Annotated in this window: 15 protein-coding genes; 11 read left to right on the plus strand and 4 right to left on the minus strand. The window is 71.2% G+C overall.

From position 1 onward, the window contains the following. Nucleotides 1–185: 185 nt before the first annotated feature. Nucleotides 186–1271, plus strand: a complete 1086-nt coding sequence (locus IEZ09_RS42440; protein ID WP_189259525.1) for an aldose epimerase family protein — start codon at nt 186–188, stop codon at nt 1269–1271. Nucleotides 1272–1351: 80 nt separating this feature from the next. Next, nucleotides 1352–3871 (plus strand): NPCBM/NEW2 domain-containing protein, encoded by a 2520-nt coding sequence (locus tag IEZ09_RS42445; protein ID WP_189259526.1) that lies wholly within the window; start codon nt 1352–1354, stop codon nt 3869–3871. A gap of 6 nt (nt 3872–3877) precedes the next feature. Here the strand turns inward: IEZ09_RS42445 and IEZ09_RS42450 are convergent, their stop codons facing one another. After that, on the minus strand, nt 3878–4612 hold the full coding sequence (locus IEZ09_RS42450) for a class I SAM-dependent methyltransferase (protein WP_189259527.1): 735 nt from the start codon (nt 4610–4612) through the stop codon (nt 3878–3880). Between the two features lie 25 nt (nt 4613–4637). Beyond that, nucleotides 4638–5756: a substrate-binding domain-containing protein gene (locus IEZ09_RS42455; protein WP_189259528.1), complete on the minus strand. Its 1119-nt coding sequence runs from the start codon at nt 5754–5756 to the stop codon at nt 4638–4640. A gap of 103 nt (nt 5757–5859) precedes the next feature. On the opposite strand from IEZ09_RS42455, the gene IEZ09_RS42460 reads away from it, so the two are divergent. From IEZ09_RS42460 to IEZ09_RS42500, 9 genes are all read left to right on the plus strand, one after another. Continuing rightward, nucleotides 5860–7185, plus strand: coding sequence for an ABC transporter substrate-binding protein (locus IEZ09_RS42460; protein WP_189259529.1), 1326 nt, complete (start codon nt 5860–5862; stop codon nt 7183–7185). Further along, the gene (locus tag IEZ09_RS42465) at nt 7182–8114 is read left to right on the plus strand and encodes a carbohydrate ABC transporter permease (RefSeq protein WP_189259530.1); all 933 of its coding nucleotides are present in this window, start codon (nt 7182–7184) and stop codon (nt 8112–8114) included. The genes IEZ09_RS42460 and IEZ09_RS42465 overlap by 4 nt, the downstream gene beginning before the upstream one ends. A gap of 41 nt (nt 8115–8155) precedes the next feature. Next, nucleotides 8156–8965: a carbohydrate ABC transporter permease gene (locus IEZ09_RS42470; protein ID WP_229813439.1), complete on the plus strand. Its 810-nt coding sequence runs from the start codon at nt 8156–8158 to the stop codon at nt 8963–8965. Continuing rightward, a complete protein-coding gene (locus IEZ09_RS42475; RefSeq protein WP_229813434.1) occupies nt 8962–9978 on the plus strand; it encodes a hydroxyacid dehydrogenase in 1017 nt (338 codons plus the stop codon). Before IEZ09_RS42470 ends, IEZ09_RS42475 begins: the two co-directional genes overlap by 4 nt. Next, complete coding sequence (locus IEZ09_RS42480; protein ID WP_229813435.1) at nt 9975–11879, plus strand: DUF2264 domain-containing protein; 1905 nt, start codon at nt 9975–9977, stop codon at nt 11877–11879. The genes IEZ09_RS42475 and IEZ09_RS42480 overlap by 4 nt, the downstream gene beginning before the upstream one ends. Nucleotides 11880–11888: 9 nt before the next feature. Continuing rightward, a complete protein-coding gene (locus IEZ09_RS42485; protein ID WP_189259532.1) occupies nt 11889–13346 on the plus strand; it encodes a glycoside hydrolase in 1458 nt (485 codons plus the stop codon). 136 nt (nt 13347–13482) lie between these two features. After that, nucleotides 13483–14682, plus strand: coding sequence for an MFS transporter (locus IEZ09_RS42490; RefSeq protein WP_189259533.1), 1200 nt, complete (start codon nt 13483–13485; stop codon nt 14680–14682). A gap of 14 nt (nt 14683–14696) precedes the next feature. Beyond that, complete coding sequence (locus tag IEZ09_RS42495) at nt 14697–16136, plus strand: ABC transporter substrate-binding protein (protein ID WP_189259534.1); 1440 nt, start codon at nt 14697–14699, stop codon at nt 16134–16136. After that, nucleotides 16133–17821, plus strand: coding sequence for an ABC transporter permease subunit (locus tag IEZ09_RS42500; RefSeq protein ID WP_189259535.1), 1689 nt, complete (start codon nt 16133–16135; stop codon nt 17819–17821). Before IEZ09_RS42495 ends, IEZ09_RS42500 begins: the two co-directional genes overlap by 4 nt. Nucleotides 17822–17861: 40 nt before the next feature. On the opposite strand, the gene IEZ09_RS42505 is transcribed toward IEZ09_RS42500, so the two are convergent. Further along, on the minus strand, nt 17862–18707 hold the full coding sequence (locus tag IEZ09_RS42505; protein ID WP_189259536.1) for a PucR family transcriptional regulator: 846 nt from the start codon (nt 18705–18707) through the stop codon (nt 17862–17864). Between the two features lie 236 nt (nt 18708–18943). Beyond that, on the minus strand, nt 18944–19618 hold the full coding sequence (locus IEZ09_RS42510) for a DUF1345 domain-containing protein (RefSeq protein WP_189259537.1): 675 nt from the start codon (nt 19616–19618) through the stop codon (nt 18944–18946). Nucleotides 19619–19755: the final 137 nt, after the last annotated feature.

Here is a 19755-nt window from a genome sequence, read left to right on the forward strand (position 1 = left end):
CCCAGACCCTCGCGGCCTAACCTTTACTTAGCCAGTCCAACTTTCCGGGACCAGTTCAGACCCCACGTGGAGGAAGGAGCCCTTCATCGAGATCAAAACCGGGATCGGCGCCTACCCGCACCACCCGGAGTGTTAGCGCTAACATCGGTCGTCGTACACCTTGGTCGCGACGAGAGGCACCGCCGATGCACCGCTCTGACACCGCCACACCCACGGTCAGCCGCGAGCTCTTCGGCCGGATCGGTGACACGGACGTCCACCGGTTCGAGCTGACCAACCCCGGCGGTGTCACCGCGCGGATCCTGGACCTCGGCGGGGTGGTCCAGTCGCTGGAGGCACCCGGACGCGACGGCGAGCTCGAGAACGTCGTGCTCGGGTTCCCGACGCTCGACGGCTACGTCGCCAACAACCGGCCGGACGCGAGCCGGGTGTTCTTCGGCGCGCTGATCGGCCGGTACGCCAACCGGATCGGCGGTGCCAGGTTCACCCTCGACGGCGTCGAGCACCACCTGTCCGCCAACGAGAACGGCAACAGCCTGCACGGCGGGGTCGCCGGCTTCGACACGCACGTGTGGCAGGCGACCCCGTTCACCGACGCCGACGGTGCGGGGGTGCGCCTGAGCCACGTCAGCCCGGACGGCGACCAGGGCTTTCCCGGCCGGGTCGCGGTCGCGGTGACGTACCGGCTCGACGCGCGCAACCGGCTGAGCATCGGCTACCGCGCCGAGACCGACGCGCCGACGGTGGTGAACCTGACCAACCACACCTACTGGAACCTCGCCGGCGAGGGCTCCGGCGACGTCCACGACCACCTGCTGACCATCCGCGCCGGGTCGTACTGCCCGGTGGACGGCGCGCTGATCCCCGCCGGCCTGCCAGAGCCGGTCGGCGGCACGCCGTTCGACTTCCGCGAGCCGACGCCGATCGGCGCGCGCATCGCCGTGCCGCATCCCCAGCTGCTGCTCGGGCACGGGTACGACCACAACTGGGCGCTCGACGAGCCGGGTTTCGCGGCGCGGGCGCACGACCTGGGCTCCGGCCGGGTGCTGACGGTGTGGACCACCCAGCCGGGACTGCAGTTCTACTCCGGCAACTTCCTCTCGCCGGAGCTGGTCGGCACGAGCGGCCGCCCGTACCGGCGCGGCGCCGGTTTCGCGTTGGAGGCACAGCACTTCCCCAACTCGCCGAACCGGCCCGACTTCCCGAGCACGGTGCTGCGGCCCGGTCAGACCTACGAGCACGAAACGGTCTACGAGCTCTCTATCGGGTGAGGTCCCACCATCGGCCCTGTCGCCGCGCCTGATCTTCGTGGTTGCCTGGAACAGCAGGACATCCGGAGGTGAGGGCCGTGATGAGCGGGAAGATCGCCGTGCTCGTGGCCGCGTTGTGGGCGAGCGGACTGACCGCATCGGCGGCGCAGGCCGTTCACGCCGATCCGGTGAGCGCCTGCGCCCTGCCGAACCGGACCGGGACGAGCGAGAGCGTCCCTGCCGACTGGTCCACGTTCTCCGCGACGACCGGGACGGTCAAGGCGGCCGTGCTGTTCCGCGGCTCGTGGGACGTCAACGCCGAGCTCGCCGAACTCAGGCAGGCAGAGCAGTTCTACGCGACCGCCTCCTACGGCCGCTACCAGCTCGAACTCGTGCCGCATCGCACGCCGGTGGACATGCCGGATCCCGTCGCACCCACCTCGGCCTGGGCCGAGGCGGCGAAGCGGGCCGACCCGGACTTCGACTTCTCCGGCATCAGCGCCGTCTACCTGGTCGACCGCGGCGCCGGCCGGTCGTACACGCAGCCGGACACCGTCACGCTCGACGGCCGGACGATCACGGTCGGCGCGGTGATCGGCCCCGGCGACATCGGCACGCCGGCCCGGGACCACTTCGCCTGGCACAAGTGGAAGCACGGCTGGCTCGACGACGACCAGGTGTCGTGCGTGGCGACACGGAACACCTCGGTGCAGCAGACGCTCACCCCGGTGGAGACCGCGGAAGGCAGCAAGGCGATCGTCGTGCGTTACGGCACGACCCGCGCGTACGTGGCCGAGGTGCGTGCCAGGAAAGGGCTCGACAGCGGCGCGTGCGACACCGGCGTGCTCATCTACTCGATCGGCCCCGGCGCGCGGAGCGGTGAGGAGCCCGTGCGGGTGCGGGACGCGAAGCCGCGCTCCGGCGGGTGCGGCGGAATCGAGCTCGCCGACGCCGCGCACGACCCCGGCCAGTCCTTTGTGGACTCCGTGAACCGGGTCCGCGTCGACGTGATCTCCCGCGACGGCGACAACTACGTGGTGCGCGCGACCTTCGGGCAACCCGGCCTGCACGCGGACGCGGTGATCGACGCGCCCGTGATGGGCTGGAACAGCTGGAACCGGTTCGCCTGCGACATCAACGAGAACCTCATCCGCGAGGCGGCGGACGCCATCGTGGCGAACGGCCTCCACCACCTCGGCTACAACTACGTCAACATCGACGACTGCTGGATGGCGTCCACACGGGACGGTGAGGGCCGCCTGCAGGCGAACCCGGCGCGGTTCCCGTCCGGCATCAGGGCGCTCGCCGACCACGTCCACGGCCTGGGCCTCAAACTCGGCATCTACTCCTCCGCCGGCACGCTCACGTGCCAGGGCTATCCCGCGAGCCTGGACCACGAGACCATCGACGCGCAGACGTTCGCGGACTGGGGCGTCGACCTGCTCAAGTACGACAACTGCCACAACCAGGGCCGCCCCGCCGCCGAACGCTACGCGGCGATGGGCGACGCGCTGAGGGCCACCGGGCGCCCGATCGTCTACAGCATCTGCAACTGGGGCCAGGAGGAGCCGTGGGTCTTCGGCCCGCAGGTCGGCGGTGACTACTGGCGCACCACCGGTGACATCTCCGACACCTGGGCCAGCGTGATGGATCTCCTCGACCAGCAGGTCGGGCTGGAGTCGTTCTCGAGCCAGGGTTCCTACAACGACCCGGACATGCTGGAGGTCGGCAACGGCGGCATGACCACCGCGGAGTACATCTCGCACTTCAGCCTCTGGTCCCTGTTGTCCTCGCCGTTGCTGCTCGGCAACGATCTGGACGCCATGGACGCCACGACGCTCGCCATCATCCGCAACCGCCAGGTGATCGAGGTCAACCAGGACTGGGGAGGCTCGCAGGGCCGCAAGATCCGCGACGACGGCACCGGCGAGGTGTGGGCCAAGCCGATGTCCGACGGCTCGGTCGCCGTGGTCCTGTTCAACCGCGGCGCCGCGCCCGCGACGATCAGGACGTCCGCCGCGGAGCTCGGCCTGGCGGGCTCGTCGTCGTACCGCCTGCGCGACCTGTGGACCGGCAGGACGGCGAGCACCACCGGCGCGATCTCGGCCTCCGTCGAGGCGCACGGCGTGGTGATGTACCGGGTGTCGCGCACCGGCACCCTCGCTCCCGGCCCCGCGGAGGGCACGCACGAGGTCGGGAACATGACCTGGGTGGCGTCGACCAACGGCTGGGGCCCGGTCGAACGCAACACGTCGAACGGTGAGCAGGCCGCTGGTGACGGGAACACGCTCACCATCAACGGCACCACGTACTCCCAGGGCATCGGCGCGCACGCCGACTCGGCCGTGCACCTCTACCTCGGCCGGGCGTGCAGCACCTTCAGCGCGCAGGTCGGCATCGACGACGAGGTGTCCGACGAGGCCGCCTCGGTCAGGTTCCTCGTGTACGGCGACGGAGAGCTGCTGGCCGACAGCGGCGTCAAGACGGCCGACCGGGGACCGTCCACGCTCGAAGTCACCACCACCGGGTACGCGACGCTCGAACTGCGCGTCGCCGACGCGCGCGACGGGAACATCTTCGATCACGCGGATTGGGGCGATCCCACCATCACCTGCGACTGAAATCGTCTAAGGCAGACGGTAGACCGAGACGTGTGCCGCCGACTCGTCGGTGAACTCCCCACCCGTCCAGTCCGCGTGCCTGCTCTCCAGCTCGAACCCGGCGATCTGCGCCATCAGGTCGAGCTCGGCCGGCCAGACGTAGCGGTGCGGGGTGCGGAAGAGCCGCGCTTCCCTGCCCTCGCCGAAGCGGAGGTGGTGCGAGATCATCCGCTGGCGCACGAGGTCGTAGGTTTCCATTGCCAGGTAACCGGGTTCGGCGTGCCGGACCCTGGCCGGCTGGCCCGGCGGCAGGCTGCGCAACGCCGGCACGCCGAGCTCGACCACGAACCGGCCGCCCGCGGTGAGGTGCCGCGCCGCGTTGCGGAAGCACTCGACCTGCTCGGACTGGTTCAGCAGGTTCGAGATCGTGTTGAAGACGAGGAACACCAGGGAGAACTCACCCGGCACGCGCGCCGTGGCCATGTCGCCGTTGACCACCGGAATCGTTGCCTCGTCCACCTTCGCGCGCAGCACGTCGATCATCGGCTGCGAGAGTTCGATGCCGGCGACCGGCACCCCGCGCTCGGCCAGCGGGACGGCGACACGGCCGGTACCGATGGCGAACTCGAGTGCTCTGCCACCACCCGCGAGAGCCGCGAGCCGGTCGACCATCGGGTCCAGCACCTCCGGCGCGAACGCCCCGACGCCGGGGGTGTCGTACTGCGCTGCGGTTTCGGCGTCCCAGATGTCCTCTTGGCGCATGAGTCCGATCTTGGTGCGGGACCGGTCAGGACGTCCACCCCTTTTGGGGTTCCAGCGCCGTTCCGCACGACTCCCGCACCGTCAGCGTCGGCCACAGCACCACCCGGTGCACCGGCCGGTCCAGCGGATCCGCGAGGCGTGCCAGCGCGAGTTGCGCGGCGAGTGCGCCGAGCCGGTGTTTCTGCGGCCGCACGGCCGTGAGGGGCGGATCGGACGCGGCCGCCACCTCGTCGTCGTACGACACGACGGCGAGGTCCCCAGGCACCTGGACGCCTCGGTCGCGAGCGCGTTCGAGCACGCCGATCGCCTCGCGGTCGGCGTGCACCAGCACGGCGTGCACGTCGGCTGCCAGGCACTCGTCGATCACCTCGTCGACGGCTCGTGTCCACTGTGGAGAGCCGTAGGGCGGCACGTCGAGCACGGGAACGCCGTTGAACGGCAGTTCGAGCGACGACACGGCCGTCGTCCAGCCGGTGCGGATGGCGTCGCTGTGCGGGCTCTGCCGGGAGGTGACGAGGCCGATGCGGCGGTGGCCGAGCGTGGCCAGGTGGCGGACGGCGAGGCCCGCGCCGATGGCGTGGTCGGTGACGGCCGCGTCCAGCGCGGTCGTCGGCAGTTCCGGTGGGGGAAGGCGTTCGACGAGCACGACCGGCACGGTCAGCGCGCCGAGCCAGCGCAGCAGTTCGACGCCCGCGCGGCCGCTCGTGCTCGGGGCGACCAGCAGGGTCTGCACGCCGCGGTCCAGCAGTTCGCACACGCGGCGGCGGTCCTCGGCGGCGTCGTAGCTGGAGGCGCGCAGCACGAGCCGTCCGCCCGCCGCGGCGACGGCGGTCTGGGCGCCCTGGATCACCGCGGGCCAGTAGTACTCCACGGACGGCGCGACCATGCCGACCAGCGGATGCGCCGGCGCCGGCCCCACCACGGACTGCGGTCCGCGCGGGAAGGGTTCGGCGTGCTTGGGCATGGTGATGCCGCCGTGCACGCGCACCACCAGGCCGCGGTCGGCGAGGGCGGTCACGTCGCGGCGCACCGTCACCGCCGACGCGCCGAGCAGGTCCACCAGTTCCTGCAATCGGACCGTGCCGTGCGTCCGGACGGCTCGCAGGATCAGCTCATGGCGCTGAGCAGCCAACTTCTGGTTCATCTCTTCGCTTCTGATCGCTTTCGATCGTTTCCGATCGTTTCGTTGACCGCCGAGTGTGCCACGGGGTGAGGTGTGCCACATCACTCCAGCAGGAGGGTCAGCAATGGAGCTTTCCCCAGCGCTGCGGACCCGCGGGCTCTCCCGCCGCGGGTTCTTGCGCGCCACCGCCGCACTGGGCGCGGCGGGACTCGTCGGCGGCTGCACGGCGTCCGCCGCACCGCCGGGCGCCACCACCGTCAGCATCTGGTCCTGGTTGACCGGCATGGACAAGTACGTCGCCGCGTTCAACGCCGCGCAGAAGGACGTGTTCGTCGAGCTGCGGGTGATCGCGGCGGGTCTGTCCGGCGGCTACGCCCAGCAGACCAACGCGATCAGGGCGCACAACGCGCCGGACGTCCTGCACGTCGAGTACCAGGGTCTGCCGCAGATCCTGCTCACCGGCGGGCTGCGCGACCTCACCGCGGACATGGCCGACCTGGAGAGCCAGTACTCCCCCGCCGCGTGGCGCGGTGTGCGGCCCGACGGCCGGACGTGGGGCGTGCCGATGGACCTGGCGCCGATGGTCTTCTACTACCGCAAGGACTTGTTCGACCAGCACGGCATCGCGCTGCCGCGCACGTGGGACGAGTTCCGCACGGCGGCCGCCGCCGTGAAGCAGGTCGACCCGCAGGCGCGCATCTGCTCGTTCCCGCTCAACGACGGCTCGTTCTTCGCGGGAATGTCCTGGCAGGCGGGCGATCCGTGGTGGACGGCGCAGGGCGACACGTGGGCCGTCGACATCGCCGGTGAGGGCACGCTGCGCACGGCGTCCTACTGGCAGTCGATGATCAAGGACGATCAGGTCGCCGGAGTCGTCCACGGCACGCAGGACTGGATCGCCGGGATCCACGACGGCAAGCTGTGGGGCCTGCTCGGCGCGTCGTGGAGCGTCGGCACGCTCAACCGGTCCATCCCGAAGGACACCGGGCGCTGGGCCGTCGCGACCATGCCCACCTGGGAGGGCAAGCCCGCCAACGGGATCCAGGGCGGCACGGCGTTCGGCATCTCCGCGGAGAGCAAGGCGCCGGAGGCGGCCATGACCTTCCTGCGGTGGCTCAGCACGAACCCCGAGGTGCCGAAGATCGGCAGCACGTTCACCACGCCGTTCCCCGCGCACCTGCCCAACCGCGCCGTGGCACGGCAGGCGTACAAGGGCGGCTACTTCCTCGGCGACCCGGTCTACGACGTGCTCGACGAGGCCGCGAAGCGGGTGCCGGACTGGACGTGGGGCCCCAACGCCCTGCGGTTGTTCTCGACCATCTCGGACTCCTTCGGGCCGGTCCGCAGCGGCGGCACGACGTTGCCCGACGCGGTGCGGAAGGTCCAGCAGCACGCCGTGGCCGACATGCGGGCCAGGGGACTTTCGGTGCGAGAGGGGAAGACGGCATGAGCGTCCTCGCGCCCGAACGCGCACCCGCCCAGGAACAACCATCCGTGGAGACGAGCACCGGGACCCGCAGGAAGGACTTCGCCGGTGCTGTGCTGGCGGTGCCGTTCGCGGTGCTGCTCGTGGGCACCGTGCTGGTGCCGGTGGCGTACACGCTGTACCTCAGCCTGTTCACCGAACGCCTGCGCGGCCTCGGTTTCTCCGGTCCCGAGCACGTGTTCGTGTGGCTGGGCAACTACCTGAAGGTGATCGCGGACTCGGCCTTCCACGCGAGCCTGGGCAACGTCGCGCTGTTCGCGTTGATCCACATCCCGAGCATGCTGATCGGCGCGCTGGTCCTGGCTCTGCTGCTGGACTCCGCCGTGGTGCGGCTGAAGCAGGTGTGGTCGCTGGCGGTGTTCGTGCCGTACGCGGTGCCGGTGGTCATCGGCGGCCTGATCTGGGCGTACCTCTACAGCCCGACGATCGGCCCGATCAAGAACCTGCTGGGCGTCGACCCGTTGAGCGACACCGCCCTGCTGCCGTCGATCGCCAACATCGCGACGTGGCAGTGGGTCGGCTACAACATGATCATCTTCTACACCGCGTTGCAGGCCGTCCCGAAGGAGATCGTGGAGGCGGCACGGGCCGACGGCGCGGGCGGGTTGCGCACGGCGTGGTCCATCAAGATCCCGGTGATCCGGCCGACGATCTTCGTGGCGGCGGTGTTCACCGTCATCGGGTCGTTGCAGGTGTTCACCGAACCCATGGTGCTCAAGAGCTTCACCGGCACGGTGACCAGCACGTGGTCGCCGAGCATGTACGTGTACGAGGCCGCGTTCGTGGCCGGTGACAACGGGCGCGCCGCGGCGGCGTCGGTGCTGATCGCGGTGATCTGCGCGGTGCTGTCCGCCGTCGTCATGCGCTTCTCGACGAGGAGGTCGGCGCGATGAGCTTTGTGGACAGCAAATCCCGCTGGGTGTCCACGTCCGCGGTGCACCTGATCCTCGTGGTCGCGGCGCTGTACAGCCTGCTGCCGCTGGTGTGGCTCGTGACCTCGTCGACCAAGTCGCTCGGCGACTTCTCCACCACCGGTGCGTTCGAGTTCGGCGAGTGGAACCTGTGGGCCAACGTCAAGGCGTTGTTCGCGCAGGAGAACGGGATCTTCTGGCACTGGCTGCTCAACTCCGTGCTGTACGCGGGAGGCGGGGCGGTGCTCGGCGCGCTGATCTGCGCCGCCTGCGGGTACGCCATCGCGAAGACGAGCTTCCCCGGCCGGCGGCTGTTGTTCGCGCTCACCCTCACCGGTGTGCTCGTGCCCACGACCGTGCTGGCGCTGCCGATGTACCTGCTCGCGGCCGAGCTGCGGGTCGTGGACACGTTCTGGGCGGTGTTCATCCCCTTGCTCACCAACCCGTTCGGCGTCTACCTCGCGAGGGTGTACGCCGACGCGTCGGTGCCGGACGAGGTGCTGGAGGCGGCGCGCGTCGACGGGGCGGGCCAGCTGCGCACGTTCTTCACCGTGGCGCTGCCGATGATGCGTCCCGGTGTGGTGACGGTGCTGCTGTTCCAGTTCATCGGGATCTGGAACAACTTCTTCCTGCCGCTGGTCCTGCTCACCGATCCGAAGCTCTTCCCCGTGAGCCTCGGGCTCTTCCAGTGGAGCACGCGGCAGACCCAGTTCCCGCAGTACACGCCGCTGGTGATCACCGGGTCGCTGCTCGCGGTGCTGCCGCTGGTGGTGGCGTTCCTCGTGCTGAACCAGCAGTGGCGCAAGGGTCTCGCCGCGGGGAGCGTGAAGTGACGCGGAACCGGCCAGAGGTCATGCTCGCCATGAGCCCGGACGTCGCCGACCTGCAGTTCGGCCCGCTGGAGCTGGCGCGGTTGCGCAGGCTGGCGACGCCCGGCGATCCCCTGGTGGCGCACGACTTCTCGGCACCCGCCGTGCGCCGCCGCCTGGCCTCCGTGGAGGTGCTGATCACGTCGTGGGGCTGTCCGCCGATCGACGCGGACGTGCTGGAGGCGGCACCGCGGTTGCGGGCCGCCCTGCACGCGGCGGGCAGCGTGCGGTCGCACGTGGGTGACGCCGTGTTCGACCGCGACGTCCTCGTCACGACGGCCGCCCACGTCAACGCCGAGCCGGTCGCCCAGTACACGGTCGCGGCGATCCTGTGGGCGTTCAAGAAGGTGCCGTTCCTGGCCGCCGACGCCCGCCGGTTCCGCGAGGACTGGGGCTATCGGGACCGGCGCGGCGAGCTGTCGGGGCTGGGCCGCACGATCGTGCTGGTCGGGTTCTCCCGGGTCGGCCGCAGGGTGGTGGAGCTTCTGCGACGGCTGCAGGCGGGCAGGCTGCTCGTCGTCGACCCGGTCGTGGACCCCGCGCTGGTGCGGGCGGCCGGTGCCGAGGTCGTCACGCTCGCCGAGGCACTCCCCCAGGCCGACGTGCTGAGCCTGCACGCCCCCGAGTTGCCGGAGACCCGGCACCTGATCGGCGCGGCGGAACTGGCCGCGCTGCCCGAGCACGCCACGCTCCTCAACACCGCCAGAGGGTCCCTTGTGGACACCGCGGCGCTGGAGGAAGCGTGCGTGCACGGACGTCTGCACGCCGTGCTGGACGTGACCGACCCGGAGCCGCTGCCCGCCTGGTCGCGGCTCTACGACCTGCCGAACGTGGTGATCACGCCGCACGTCGCGGGGTCGCTGGGCTCGGAGACCCGGCTCATGGCCGCGGCCGCGCTCGACGAACTGGAGCGGTATGCGGCGGGACAGCCGCCGTTGGAACCGGTGACCAGGCACGGGCTCACGGTGCAGGCATGATGCTCCCACCTGAGAACCGGCGTCTCTCCCCGCACACCGGCTGGACCCGCGCCCACTGGGAGGCCATCGCCGACCACCTGCTCGACGCCGTGAACCGGCACTGGTCGCCGCGCTGCGCACGGATCGACCTGCCCGGTGAGCCGAGCCGGTACGGCCCGGTCTCCGACGGCCTGGAAGGGTTCGCCCGCACGTTCCTGCTCGCCGGGTTCCGGGTCGCGGGCGGCGGTGATCCCGCGCTGCTGGAGCGCTATGCCTGGGGCCTGGCCGCGGGTACCGACCCGCACTCCCCGGAAGCCTGGCCACGTCCGGACGAGCTGGGACAGGCCAAGGTCGAGGCCGCGTCGATCGCACTGGTGCTGCAGCTGACCAGGCCGTGGCTGTGGGACCACCTCGACGACGGCGTCCGCGACCGGGTCGTCGGCTGGCTGGCCACCGTGATCGGCCAGCCGTACCCGCCGATCAACTGGGTGTGGTTCCGCATCGTCGTCGAGTCGTTCCTGCGGGAAGCCGGTGGTCCGTGGTCCGCGGAGGACATCGAGCACGACCTGGCGCTGCACGCGTCCTTCCGGCGTTCCGGCGGGTGGCTCAGCGACGGCGACGAGCGCGCGTTCGACCACTACGCGGGCTGGGCGTTGCACCTGTACCCGTTGCTGTGGACGCACCTGTTCGACATCCCCGATTCGTTGTGTTCAAAGGAAACCCGCCGCACCTGGACGAATGATCTCTCGCGGTACCTGGAGGACGCCGTCGCGCTGCTCGGCGCCGACGGCTCGCCGTTGCTGCAGGGCCGCAGCCTGACCTACCGGTTCGCGGCCGCGGCACCGTTCTGGGTGGCCGCGATCACCGGCACACCGGGACCCCAGCCCGGTCTGCTGCGCCGGGCCGCGTCCGGTGTGCTGCGGCATTTCGTCGACCACGGCGCGTTGGAGCCGGACGGGGTGTTGCGCCTCGGCTGGCACGGCGGCTGGCCCGCGATCCGGCAGGCCTACTCCGGCCCCGGCTCGCCCTACTGGGCCGCCAAGGGCATGCTCGGCCTGGCCCTGCCCGCCGACCATCCCGTGTGGACGGACGTCGAACGCCCGCTGCCGGTGGAGACGCACGACTTCACCCGCGTCATCGCCGCGCCGGGCTGGCTGGTGTCCGGTCGCCGTGCCGACGGCATCGTCACGACGATCAACCACGGCACTGATCACGCGTTGCCGGGTGATCGACGCGCGGACTCGCCCTTGTACGCGAAGTTCGGCTATTCCACGGCGACGATGCCGGGCACCACCGACAACTCGGTGGTGCTGCTCGACCCCGCGGGTGCGGCGAGCCATCGCGCGGGCTTCGAGACGCTGTTCGTCGAGGAACTGCCCGGCGATGTGGTGGCCGGTGCCTCGCGCGGACCCGTGCGCTGGGTCGACACCAGCGCGGACGACTCACCCGACCACGGTTCCGGCCGCGCCGGCGAAATCGTGGAGGGACCGCCGGTGCTGGTCGTCTCCGTGGTGCGCGGCGGCGTGGAAGTCCGGCTCGTGCGCGTGGACGACGACACCGACGCTCGGCTGCGGATATCGGGCTGGCCGATCGCCGCCGACACCCGGCCGCGTGCCGAGACCGCGGCCCCGGCGGTCGTCGTCTCCGGTGCGCGCCTGCGTTCGTCGCTGCACGCCCTGCGCGGGTTCGGCCAGGCCGGTGTGCACACCGGCACCGGCACGTCACCGCTGGGCAAGTACGTCGCGACGCCGTGGCTGGCGACGACCGGGCCCGTCGCGCGCGGTGCCGTGCTCGCCGCCGCCGTCGCCCTGGACCGGGGCTGCGAACCCACGACCGCCCCGCTGCTCACCGTGCACGGCACCGAGGTCGAGCTGCGGTGGAGCGACGGACTCGACACACGGATCACCCTGCCCGATCCCTAGGAGGAACAAATGGTCACCCGCAGGACAGTGCTGTCCGGTGCGGCGGCCGCCATCGCGGCGACAGCCGTCGGCACCCGCGCCGGTGCCGACCAGACCATCACCGTCGACCCGGCCACGAGCTACGGCACGTGGGAAGGCTGGGGCACGTCGCTCGCCTGGTGGGCCAACGTGTTCGGCGACCGCGACGACTTCGCCGACCTGTGGTTCACCACGAAGTCCGTCACCTACAACGGAACGACGCTTCCCGGCCTGGGCATGAACATCGCCCGCTACAACCTCGGCGCGTGCAGCTGGAACTCCGTGGACGGTGAGCGGATGGTCGCCTCGCCGAACATCCCGCGCTTCAAGCAGATCGAGACCTTCTGGCAGGACTGGCGCACCACCGATCCCGGCTCCTGGCAGTGGGGCGCCGACGCGAAGCAACGCGCGTCCCTGGTCAAGGCCGTGGCACGCGGCGCGATCACCGAGCTCTTCTCCAACTCGCCCGCGTGGTGGATGTGCCTCAACCACAACCCCTCCGGCGCCGACAACGCCACCAGCAACAACCTGCAGCCGTGGAACTACCGCACCCACGCCTCGTACCTGGCGGAGGCGGCCAGGCAGTTCCGCGACCGGTTCGGCGTCACCTTCCGCACGGTCGAGCCGTTCAACGAGCCAGCGTCGGACTACTGGTCGGCGACCGGCAGGCAGGAAGGCTGCCACTTCGACCCGTCGCTGCAGCGGACCGTGTTGCAGTACCTGCGCGAGGAGATGACCAGCCGCGGCCTGTCGGGCCTGCGGATCGCGGCGTCCGACGAGACCAGCTACGACGCGGCGCGCAGCACGTGGAACTCCTTCGACGCCACCACGAAGTCCGTCGTGAACCAGATCAACGTGCACGGCTACCAGGGCTCTGGAGGCCGCCGCGACCTGCTGTACGCGGACGCGAAGGCGGCGGGCAAGGTGCTGTGGAACTCCGAGTACGGCGACAAGGACGGCACCGGGCTCTCGATGGCGAGCAACCTGTGCCTGGACTGGCGCTGGCTGCACCCGACGGCGTGGTGCTACTGGCAGGTGATGGACCCGACGCCGGAGTGGGCGCTGATCGCCTACGACCCGGCCACGCTGCAGGCGGGTGCGGTGCAGCGGAAGCTCTACGTGCTGGCGCAGTTCACCCGGCACATCCGGCCGGGCATGCGGATCATCTCCGCCTCCGCCGGAAACGCCGCCGTGGCACACGATCCTGCCGCCCGCAGGCTCGTGCTGGTCGGCGTGAACACCGCGACCTCGGCGCAGACGATCACCTTCGACCTGAGCCGGTTCGGCACCCTGCCCACCGGCCTGGTCACGAGGTGGTCGACGTCGACGACCAGCGGCAGCGACAGGTACACCCAGCGCACCGACGTCCGCCTGGACGGCAAGCTGCTGCGGGTGCCGTTCGCGGCGGGACAGGTGCAGACCTTCCAGCTCGACGGGGCGTCCGTCTGATGTGCAGAAGTGCGCATGCGGCAACCCGAATAGTGCGGAAGATCTTCCGGTAACCGCCGAACCACGAACGGAACTTAGGTAACGCTCACATACGCTCGCCGGGAATCGTTTTCATCACGGGGAGCGGGGTACGGCGTTGGGCGCAGCACTTCGCGGTCGTTCGCGGGCGCTGCGCCGGTTCGGCGTGCTCACACCGACCGCCCGGCTGCTGGTGCTGAGCCAGCTGCTGTTCAACATCGGTTTCTTCCTCGTGCTGCCGCACCTCGCCGGCCATCTCGCCGACGACCTCGGACTGGCGGGATGGCTGGTCGGGCTGGTGCTGGGCGTGCGCACGTTCAGCCAGCAGGGCCTGTTCGCGCTCGGCGGTGTGCTCACCGACCGGTTCGGCGCGAAACCGCTGATCATCATCGGCTGCCTGGTGCGCTCGGCCGGCTTCGCCGTGCTGGCGGTGGCGTCCGCGCTGCCCACCGTCCTCTGTGGAGTCGTGCTGGTCGGGTTCGCCGCGGCGTTGTTCTCGCCGGCGGCCGAGGCGTCGCTGGCACGTGAGGTCGATCCGGACGCACGCGCGGACACGTTCGCGATCCGGTCCATGGCGGGCGAGGTCGGCACCGTGCTCGGCCCGCTGCTCGGTGTCGTGCTGTCCGCGAGCTTCTCCCTCACCTGCGTGATCGGTGCGGTGCTGTTCTGCCTGATCGCGGTGCTGCACCTCAGGTTCCTGCCACGCCGGCCGGGAGAGCACCACGACGAGGGCCTCTTCGACGGCTGGCGCGAGGTGTTCGGCAACCGGGCGTTCCTGCTCTTCGCCGCCGGGTACTCCGCCTACCTCGTCTCGTACAACCAGCTCTACCTCGCGCTGCCCGCCGAACTGCACCGCGTCGCCGCGCCGGACCAGGCGCTGGGACTGTTGTTCGCGCTCGCGTCGGCGCTCGTGGTGTTCGGCCAGCTGCCGACGACGGCGCTCGCCCGGCGGCTGCTCGGCCGCGAACGGGCGCTGGTGGCCGGTTTCACCGTCATGGCGCTCGCGTTCGGCGTGGTCGCGCTGCGACCGCCGGGACTGGTGGGCGCCACCGCGTTCGTGGTCCTGCTGATCTTCGGCCAGATGCTGGCCGCCCCGTTCGCCATGGAGCTCGTGCCGCTGCTCGCGGGCGACCGCAGGCTCGGCGCGCACTTCGGCGTGCTGTCGTCCGCGGGTGGAGTGGCGGTGCTCGTCGGCAGCACGGCGAGCGGCGCCCTGCTGGGCCACGGCCGCGTCGCGTGGCTCCTGCTCGGACTCCTGCCGCTGGCGGGCGCCTGTGTCATGGCGTTCACCGGCAAGCGGCGCGCGTTTTCCTCATGATCGAAAGGTTCACCATGTTGTTGCGACGAACCCTGCTCGCCGCGGCGGTGCTCTCGCTGACCGCGGGATGTTTCGCCGGCAGCCAGGCGGAAGGCCCCGCGCGGTTGCGCGTCGCGCTGCCGTTCGCGCCCGTGCAGTCGCTGTCGCCCTGGGGAGACGACGGTGTCACGCTGACCAGGCTCGGCATCGCGGAAACCCTCGTGCAGCTCGACGCCGACGGCAAGCCGCAGCCGCTGCTGGCCGAGAGCTGGACGCGCAAGGCTCCGACGACGTGGTCGTTCCGCGTGCGCGCGGGCGTGAAGTTCCACGACGGCACCGCACTCACCGCCGCGGCCGCCGCCGACGCACTCAACCGGGCGGCGGCCGCGAGCCCGGTGCCGCGCGCGATCAAGGGCGTCGGGGCGAGCGCGAAGGCCACCGGTGACCTCGACCTGGAGGTGAGCACCATCGCGCCGGATGCCACGCTGCCGCAACGGCTGTCGTCGGCGAACCTGGTCGTGCTCGCCCCCGCCGCCTACCAGGGCGAGCGGGTGAGCCCGGCGAAGGCGGGCACCGGGCCGTTCGTGCTGCCGGACCTGAACGTGGCGGCGGGCACGGCGCTCAGCCGGTTCGACGGGTACTGGGGCGGCGTTCCCGCACTGTCCGGTGTGGACGTCCGGTTCGTGCCCGACGGCAACACCCGCGCCGCGGCGTTGCGGGCGGGCGAGGTCGACGTCGCCACCACCGTGCCGATCAGCGGGCTGGCCAACGTCACCGCGGAGGAGGTGCCGCTGCCCAGGACGGTGTCGGTGCTGCTCAACACGGCCAAGGCGCCGTTCGCGGACCCGCGGTTGCGCGCGGCGGTGCGGGAGGCGGTCGATCCGGCCGCGCTGGCGAAGGGCGTCTACGAGGGCCACGCCGACGCCGCCACCGGTGTCTTCCGGAACACCGCGCCGCGGCAGGTCACGCCCACCGGCGCGACCGCGGGCGGCCAGAAGATCGCCCTGGCCACCTGGAGCGACCGGCCGGAGCTGCCCGACGTCGCCACCACCGTCGCCGAGTCGTTGCGCCGCAAGGGCTTCGAGGTCGAGCAGGTGGTGCGCAAGTACAGTCAGCTCGAACCCGACCTGCTCGCGGGCAACTTCGACGCGGTGATCTTCTCCCGCTCGTACGCGATGGACAGCGGTGACCTGGCCGCGAACCTCAGCCTCGACTTCAGCTGCTCCGGCGGTTTCAACCTGGTCAAGGTGTGCGATCCGGCGCTCGACACCGCCATCGGCCAGGCGCTGGCCGCCGAGGACGTCCCCGCCCGTCAGGCCGCGGCGATGCGGGCCCAGGACCTGCTCCTCGCCACCAACGCCGTGGTTCCGCTGGTGCACGAGCGCACCGTCATCGGGCGTTCGGGCGCTGTCAGCGGTCTGTCCACGGACCCGTACGAGCGTCTGCTGATCACCGGCAGGACCCGCATGTCATGAGAGTGCTCGGACGGCTCTGCGCTCTGCTCGGCCTCACCGCGGTGATCGGCCTGCTGCCGTTGGTGGCGGGCAGGGACCCGGCGCTCGCGGTGCTGCGGGCCCGTTCCGCCGATCGGGAGCCCGACGCCGAGGCGATCGCGTCGGTGCGGCGCGAGCTCGGTCTGGACGCCGGGCCGTTCGAGCTGCTCGGCCGCTGGTCCGGCCGGGCGCTGCACGGTGATCTCGGCACCTCGTGGGTGTCCGGTGAGCCGGTGTCCGCCCAGCTGGGATCAGCCATCGGGGTGTCCTCGACCCTGACGGGTCTGGCGGCGGTGGTCGCGGTGCTCGTGATGACCGCGCTGGTCGCCCGGCCGTTCGCGGCCGGGCTGCGCGGCAAGTCGCCTTCCAGCCGTGCGGGCGTTGCCGCCGTGCTCGCCGCGTTGCCCGAGTTCCTCATCGGTTCGGTGCTGCTGCTGGTGATCTCCGTCCGTCTCGGCTGGTTGCCGACGTCGGGCTGGCGCGACCTCAGCTACGCCGTGCTGCCCGCCATCGCCCTGGGCACACCGGCGGGCGCGGTGCTGGCCGTCGTCGCCGGTGACGCCCTGCGCGACGCGCTCACCGCACCCTGGCTGCGCTCGTGGACGGCCGCGGGTTTCCCGGCGCGCACGATCGCGCTGGCCGTGGTGCGCCGCGCGGGATCCGTCGTGACCGGCCAGCTCGGCCTCGTGGTCGCGGGCATGTTCGGCAGTGCGGCGACGGTCGAGGTGGTGTTCGGCGTCCCCGGCCTGGGCAGGCTCGCGGTGGACGCGGCACTGGCGCAGGACGTGCCGGTGGTCCAGGCGTGCGTGCTGGTGATCCTGCTCGGCGGCGCCGCAGCGGGCGCGCTCGGCGCGGTGGCCCAGCGGTTGCTGCTCGGCCCGGCGCTGGTCGACGGAGCGCTGGAGTCCGCGGCCCCGCGCCCGGTCACGCCCGGCCGGTGGAGTCTGATCCTGCCGGCCGGCGCCGTGATCGCGGTGGTGCTGTGGGGAATCTGGCGCGATCCGTTCACAGTGGACCTCTCGGCACGCCTGCTGCCTCCGTCGGCCGCCCACCCGATGGGCACCGACGCGCTGGGCCGGGACCTGCTGGCACGGGTCGCACACGGCGCACTGCACACCGGCGCGCTGGCGACCGGCGTGACCGCGCTGGTCGTCGTGATCGCTCTCGGAGTCGGCATCGCGGGCCGCCGCGGCTCCGGCGCCGCGGACCTGGTGAACGCGCTGCCGACGGTGGTGGTGGCGCTGGCCGTCGCCGCGACGGCGGGTCCGGGGTGGACGAGCGCCGTGATCGCGGTCGCCGCGGTGGCCTGGGCACCCCCGGCCGCCCACGCCCGCTCCCTCGCGCTGGAACAACGCGGCAGCGCCCACCTGACCGCCGCGCGGGCCCTGGGCGCGAGCACCCGGCACATCCTGGTCCGGCACGTGCTGCCCGCCGTCCTGCCTCCGGTGCTGCGCAACGCTTTCGTGCGCCTGCCCGCCGTGGCACTCGCGCTCGCGTCGCTGGGCTACCTCGGGCTCGGGGCACAGCCGCCCGAGCCCGAGTGGGGGTTGCTGCTGGCGGAGGGCATGCCGAACGTGGAGCGGGCACCGTGGGTGGTGGCGTTCCCGGCGGCGGCGCTGGTGCTGCTCGGGGTCGGGGCGGTGGTGGCGGCGAGCCGGGTGCGGTGACGACCGTGATCGCGCTTCCCGGCCAGGAACGCGCTTGTCCTCAGGCCACCGCGTCCGCGAAGAGCGCCGCCCTCAACAGCTGCGCTCCGTGCCCACCGGCCGGATCCCACCCGGTGATCCGCGCGATCCGCTGCAGCCGGTAGTCCATCGTGCTGCGGTGCACGAACAGGTCCCTGGCCGCCTGGTTGCGGTTGAAGTCCGCGTGGACGAGCGCGACCAGCGTCTCCCACAGGACCTGGTTCTCGCGCACCGGCCGGATGATCTCGGCCAGCCGGGTGGCGACCGACGGGTTGGCCGCGATCGCCTGCTCCACCAGCACGTCGGTCAGCGCGTAGGTGCCCGCGGGGCGGCATCCGGCGGCGACGAGGCGCAGCACCTCGGCGGCCTCGGCGTAGGCGTCCGGCAGCTCGGCCACCGGGCGTCTGGCGGTGGCGATCCACCTGGTGGTGCCCGCCAGCCGGGCCGTGATCTCGTGCAGCAGCTCGGTGTCCCGGTTGGGGACCAGCAGCACGACGAGCCCGGACCTCGTCGTGCGAAGAACGCCGGGGACGTCGAGCTCCTGCATCCGCGCGTCGCGCTGCTCGCAGACCAGGACCACGTAGACCGGGGCGAGCCTGCCCACCACGTGGTGCGGCAGCGCCTTGCCGTCGATCAGGTCGGCCGCGAGGTCGCCGGACGGGGGCAGCACGGCGGTGCAGCTGAGTCCGTCGAGGAAGTCCTCCAGCAGCTGGGCACCGGCACGTGCGAGCTCGAGCAGTTCCGGGTCGTCGGCCGCGGCCGCGCACAGCAGTTCGGTCAGGCCGGCGGGACGGTTCTCCGCCCACTGCTCACCGACCGCCCGCACCTTCGCGCGGAACTCGGCGAACCGCTGTTCGTGTTCGCCCACCACGCGCAAGTTGTGCGCGAGGTCGGACCCGCAGGCCGGTGAGGTGTTCGGCATAACCACATCCGCAGTTTTGATGCGCACGTTCACAACGTCAACATGCCGTGCGTGAAATCACCGGCAAAGAAGCGTCTCAATTCGTTTCCGCATGCTGTGAGGCAAATTTCATTCGCATCAGCGCATGGTTATTGCGGGTCTCACGACTCCAAGAAAAAGGAAACATTGTGAACGTAAACAACTCAGTTGCTGCTGCTGATGCTCGCGACGAGGTTGATGGTGGTGGCGAGCAGGCCGGTGCCGAAGAGGTAGGAGAACAACGCGTGTCGCAGCGCGGTACGACGGATCTCCCGGGTGGAAAGGGACGTGTCGGACACCTGGAACGTCATGCCGATGCTGAAGGCGACGTACGCGAAGTCGCCGTAGTCGGGTGGATCCGGCTGGTTGAAGTCGATGCCGCCGTCGGCGTCGTAGTAATAGAGCCGGGCGTAGCGCAGCGTGAAGATCGTGTGCACGATCGTCCACGACAACACCACGGACAGCACGCCGAGCCCTACGCGCAACAGCTCCGACGTGCCGGAGGTCTCCGCCGCACGGGCGAGGACGAAGCCGACGGACACCAGGCTCGCGACCGCCGCGAGCAGCAGCACGATCTCGGCGACGGCGCGCGTGGGATCGTTGCGCACGGCGTGCCGGGCGGTCTCCTCGGCGTCCATCGGCCAGATCAGGACCCACACCCAGGTCAGGTAGACCAGCGTCGCCACGTCCCAGCCGACGAGCGGCCCGAACTCGGCGTGACCGGTGAGCGAGACCGCGAGGCCGACGGCGATCCCGGCGACGAGCACTGTCGCGAACTTCGCCTTCGCGAGGACGAAGCCGTCGTCGGACGGCGGGCGGACCGGGAGATCAGCTGGCATGAGACCCGAAGGTACGACATGTCGGTCGGCTCCGCCGCGACCCGCCCGCATCAACGGCGAACCGTTCTGCCACGGCACCACCAGCCGCCATCCCAGTCCGGGTGCAGTGTCCAAACTGGACAGCCACGTCCAGCGGC

The sequence above is a fragment of the Lentzea flava genome (assembly GCF_014648475.1).
Taxonomy (GTDB): domain Bacteria; phylum Actinomycetota; class Actinomycetes; order Mycobacteriales; family Pseudonocardiaceae; genus Lentzea; species Lentzea flava.

Excerpts from the sequence above, each read along its gene's own strand:
- IEZ09_RS42445 (WP_189259526.1), top strand. The coding sequence starts at position 1,352 with ATGAGCGGGAAGATCGCCGTGCTCGTGGCCGCGTTGTGGGCGAGCGGA.
- IEZ09_RS42500 (WP_189259535.1), top strand. The coding sequence starts at position 16,133 with ATGAGAGTGCTCGGACGGCTCTGCGCTCTGCTCGGCCTCACCGCGGTG.
- IEZ09_RS42450 (WP_189259527.1), bottom strand. The coding sequence starts at position 4,612 with ATGCGCCAAGAGGACATCTGGGACGCCGAAACCGCAGCGCAGTACGAC.
- IEZ09_RS42480 (WP_229813435.1), top strand. The coding sequence starts at position 9,975 with ATGATGCTCCCACCTGAGAACCGGCGTCTCTCCCCGCACACCGGCTGG.
- IEZ09_RS42440 (WP_189259525.1), top strand. The coding sequence starts at position 186 with ATGCACCGCTCTGACACCGCCACACCCACGGTCAGCCGCGAGCTCTTC.
- IEZ09_RS42485 (WP_189259532.1), top strand. The coding sequence starts at position 11,889 with ATGGTCACCCGCAGGACAGTGCTGTCCGGTGCGGCGGCCGCCATCGCG.
- IEZ09_RS42495 (WP_189259534.1), top strand. The coding sequence starts at position 14,697 with ATGTTGTTGCGACGAACCCTGCTCGCCGCGGCGGTGCTCTCGCTGACC.
- IEZ09_RS42460 (WP_189259529.1), top strand. The coding sequence starts at position 5,860 with ATGGAGCTTTCCCCAGCGCTGCGGACCCGCGGGCTCTCCCGCCGCGGG.
- IEZ09_RS42455 (WP_189259528.1), bottom strand. The coding sequence starts at position 5,756 with ATGAACCAGAAGTTGGCTGCTCAGCGCCATGAGCTGATCCTGCGAGCC.
- IEZ09_RS42510 (WP_189259537.1), bottom strand. The coding sequence starts at position 19,618 with ATGCCAGCTGATCTCCCGGTCCGCCCGCCGTCCGACGACGGCTTCGTC.
- IEZ09_RS42465 (WP_189259530.1), top strand. The coding sequence starts at position 7,182 with ATGAGCGTCCTCGCGCCCGAACGCGCACCCGCCCAGGAACAACCATCC.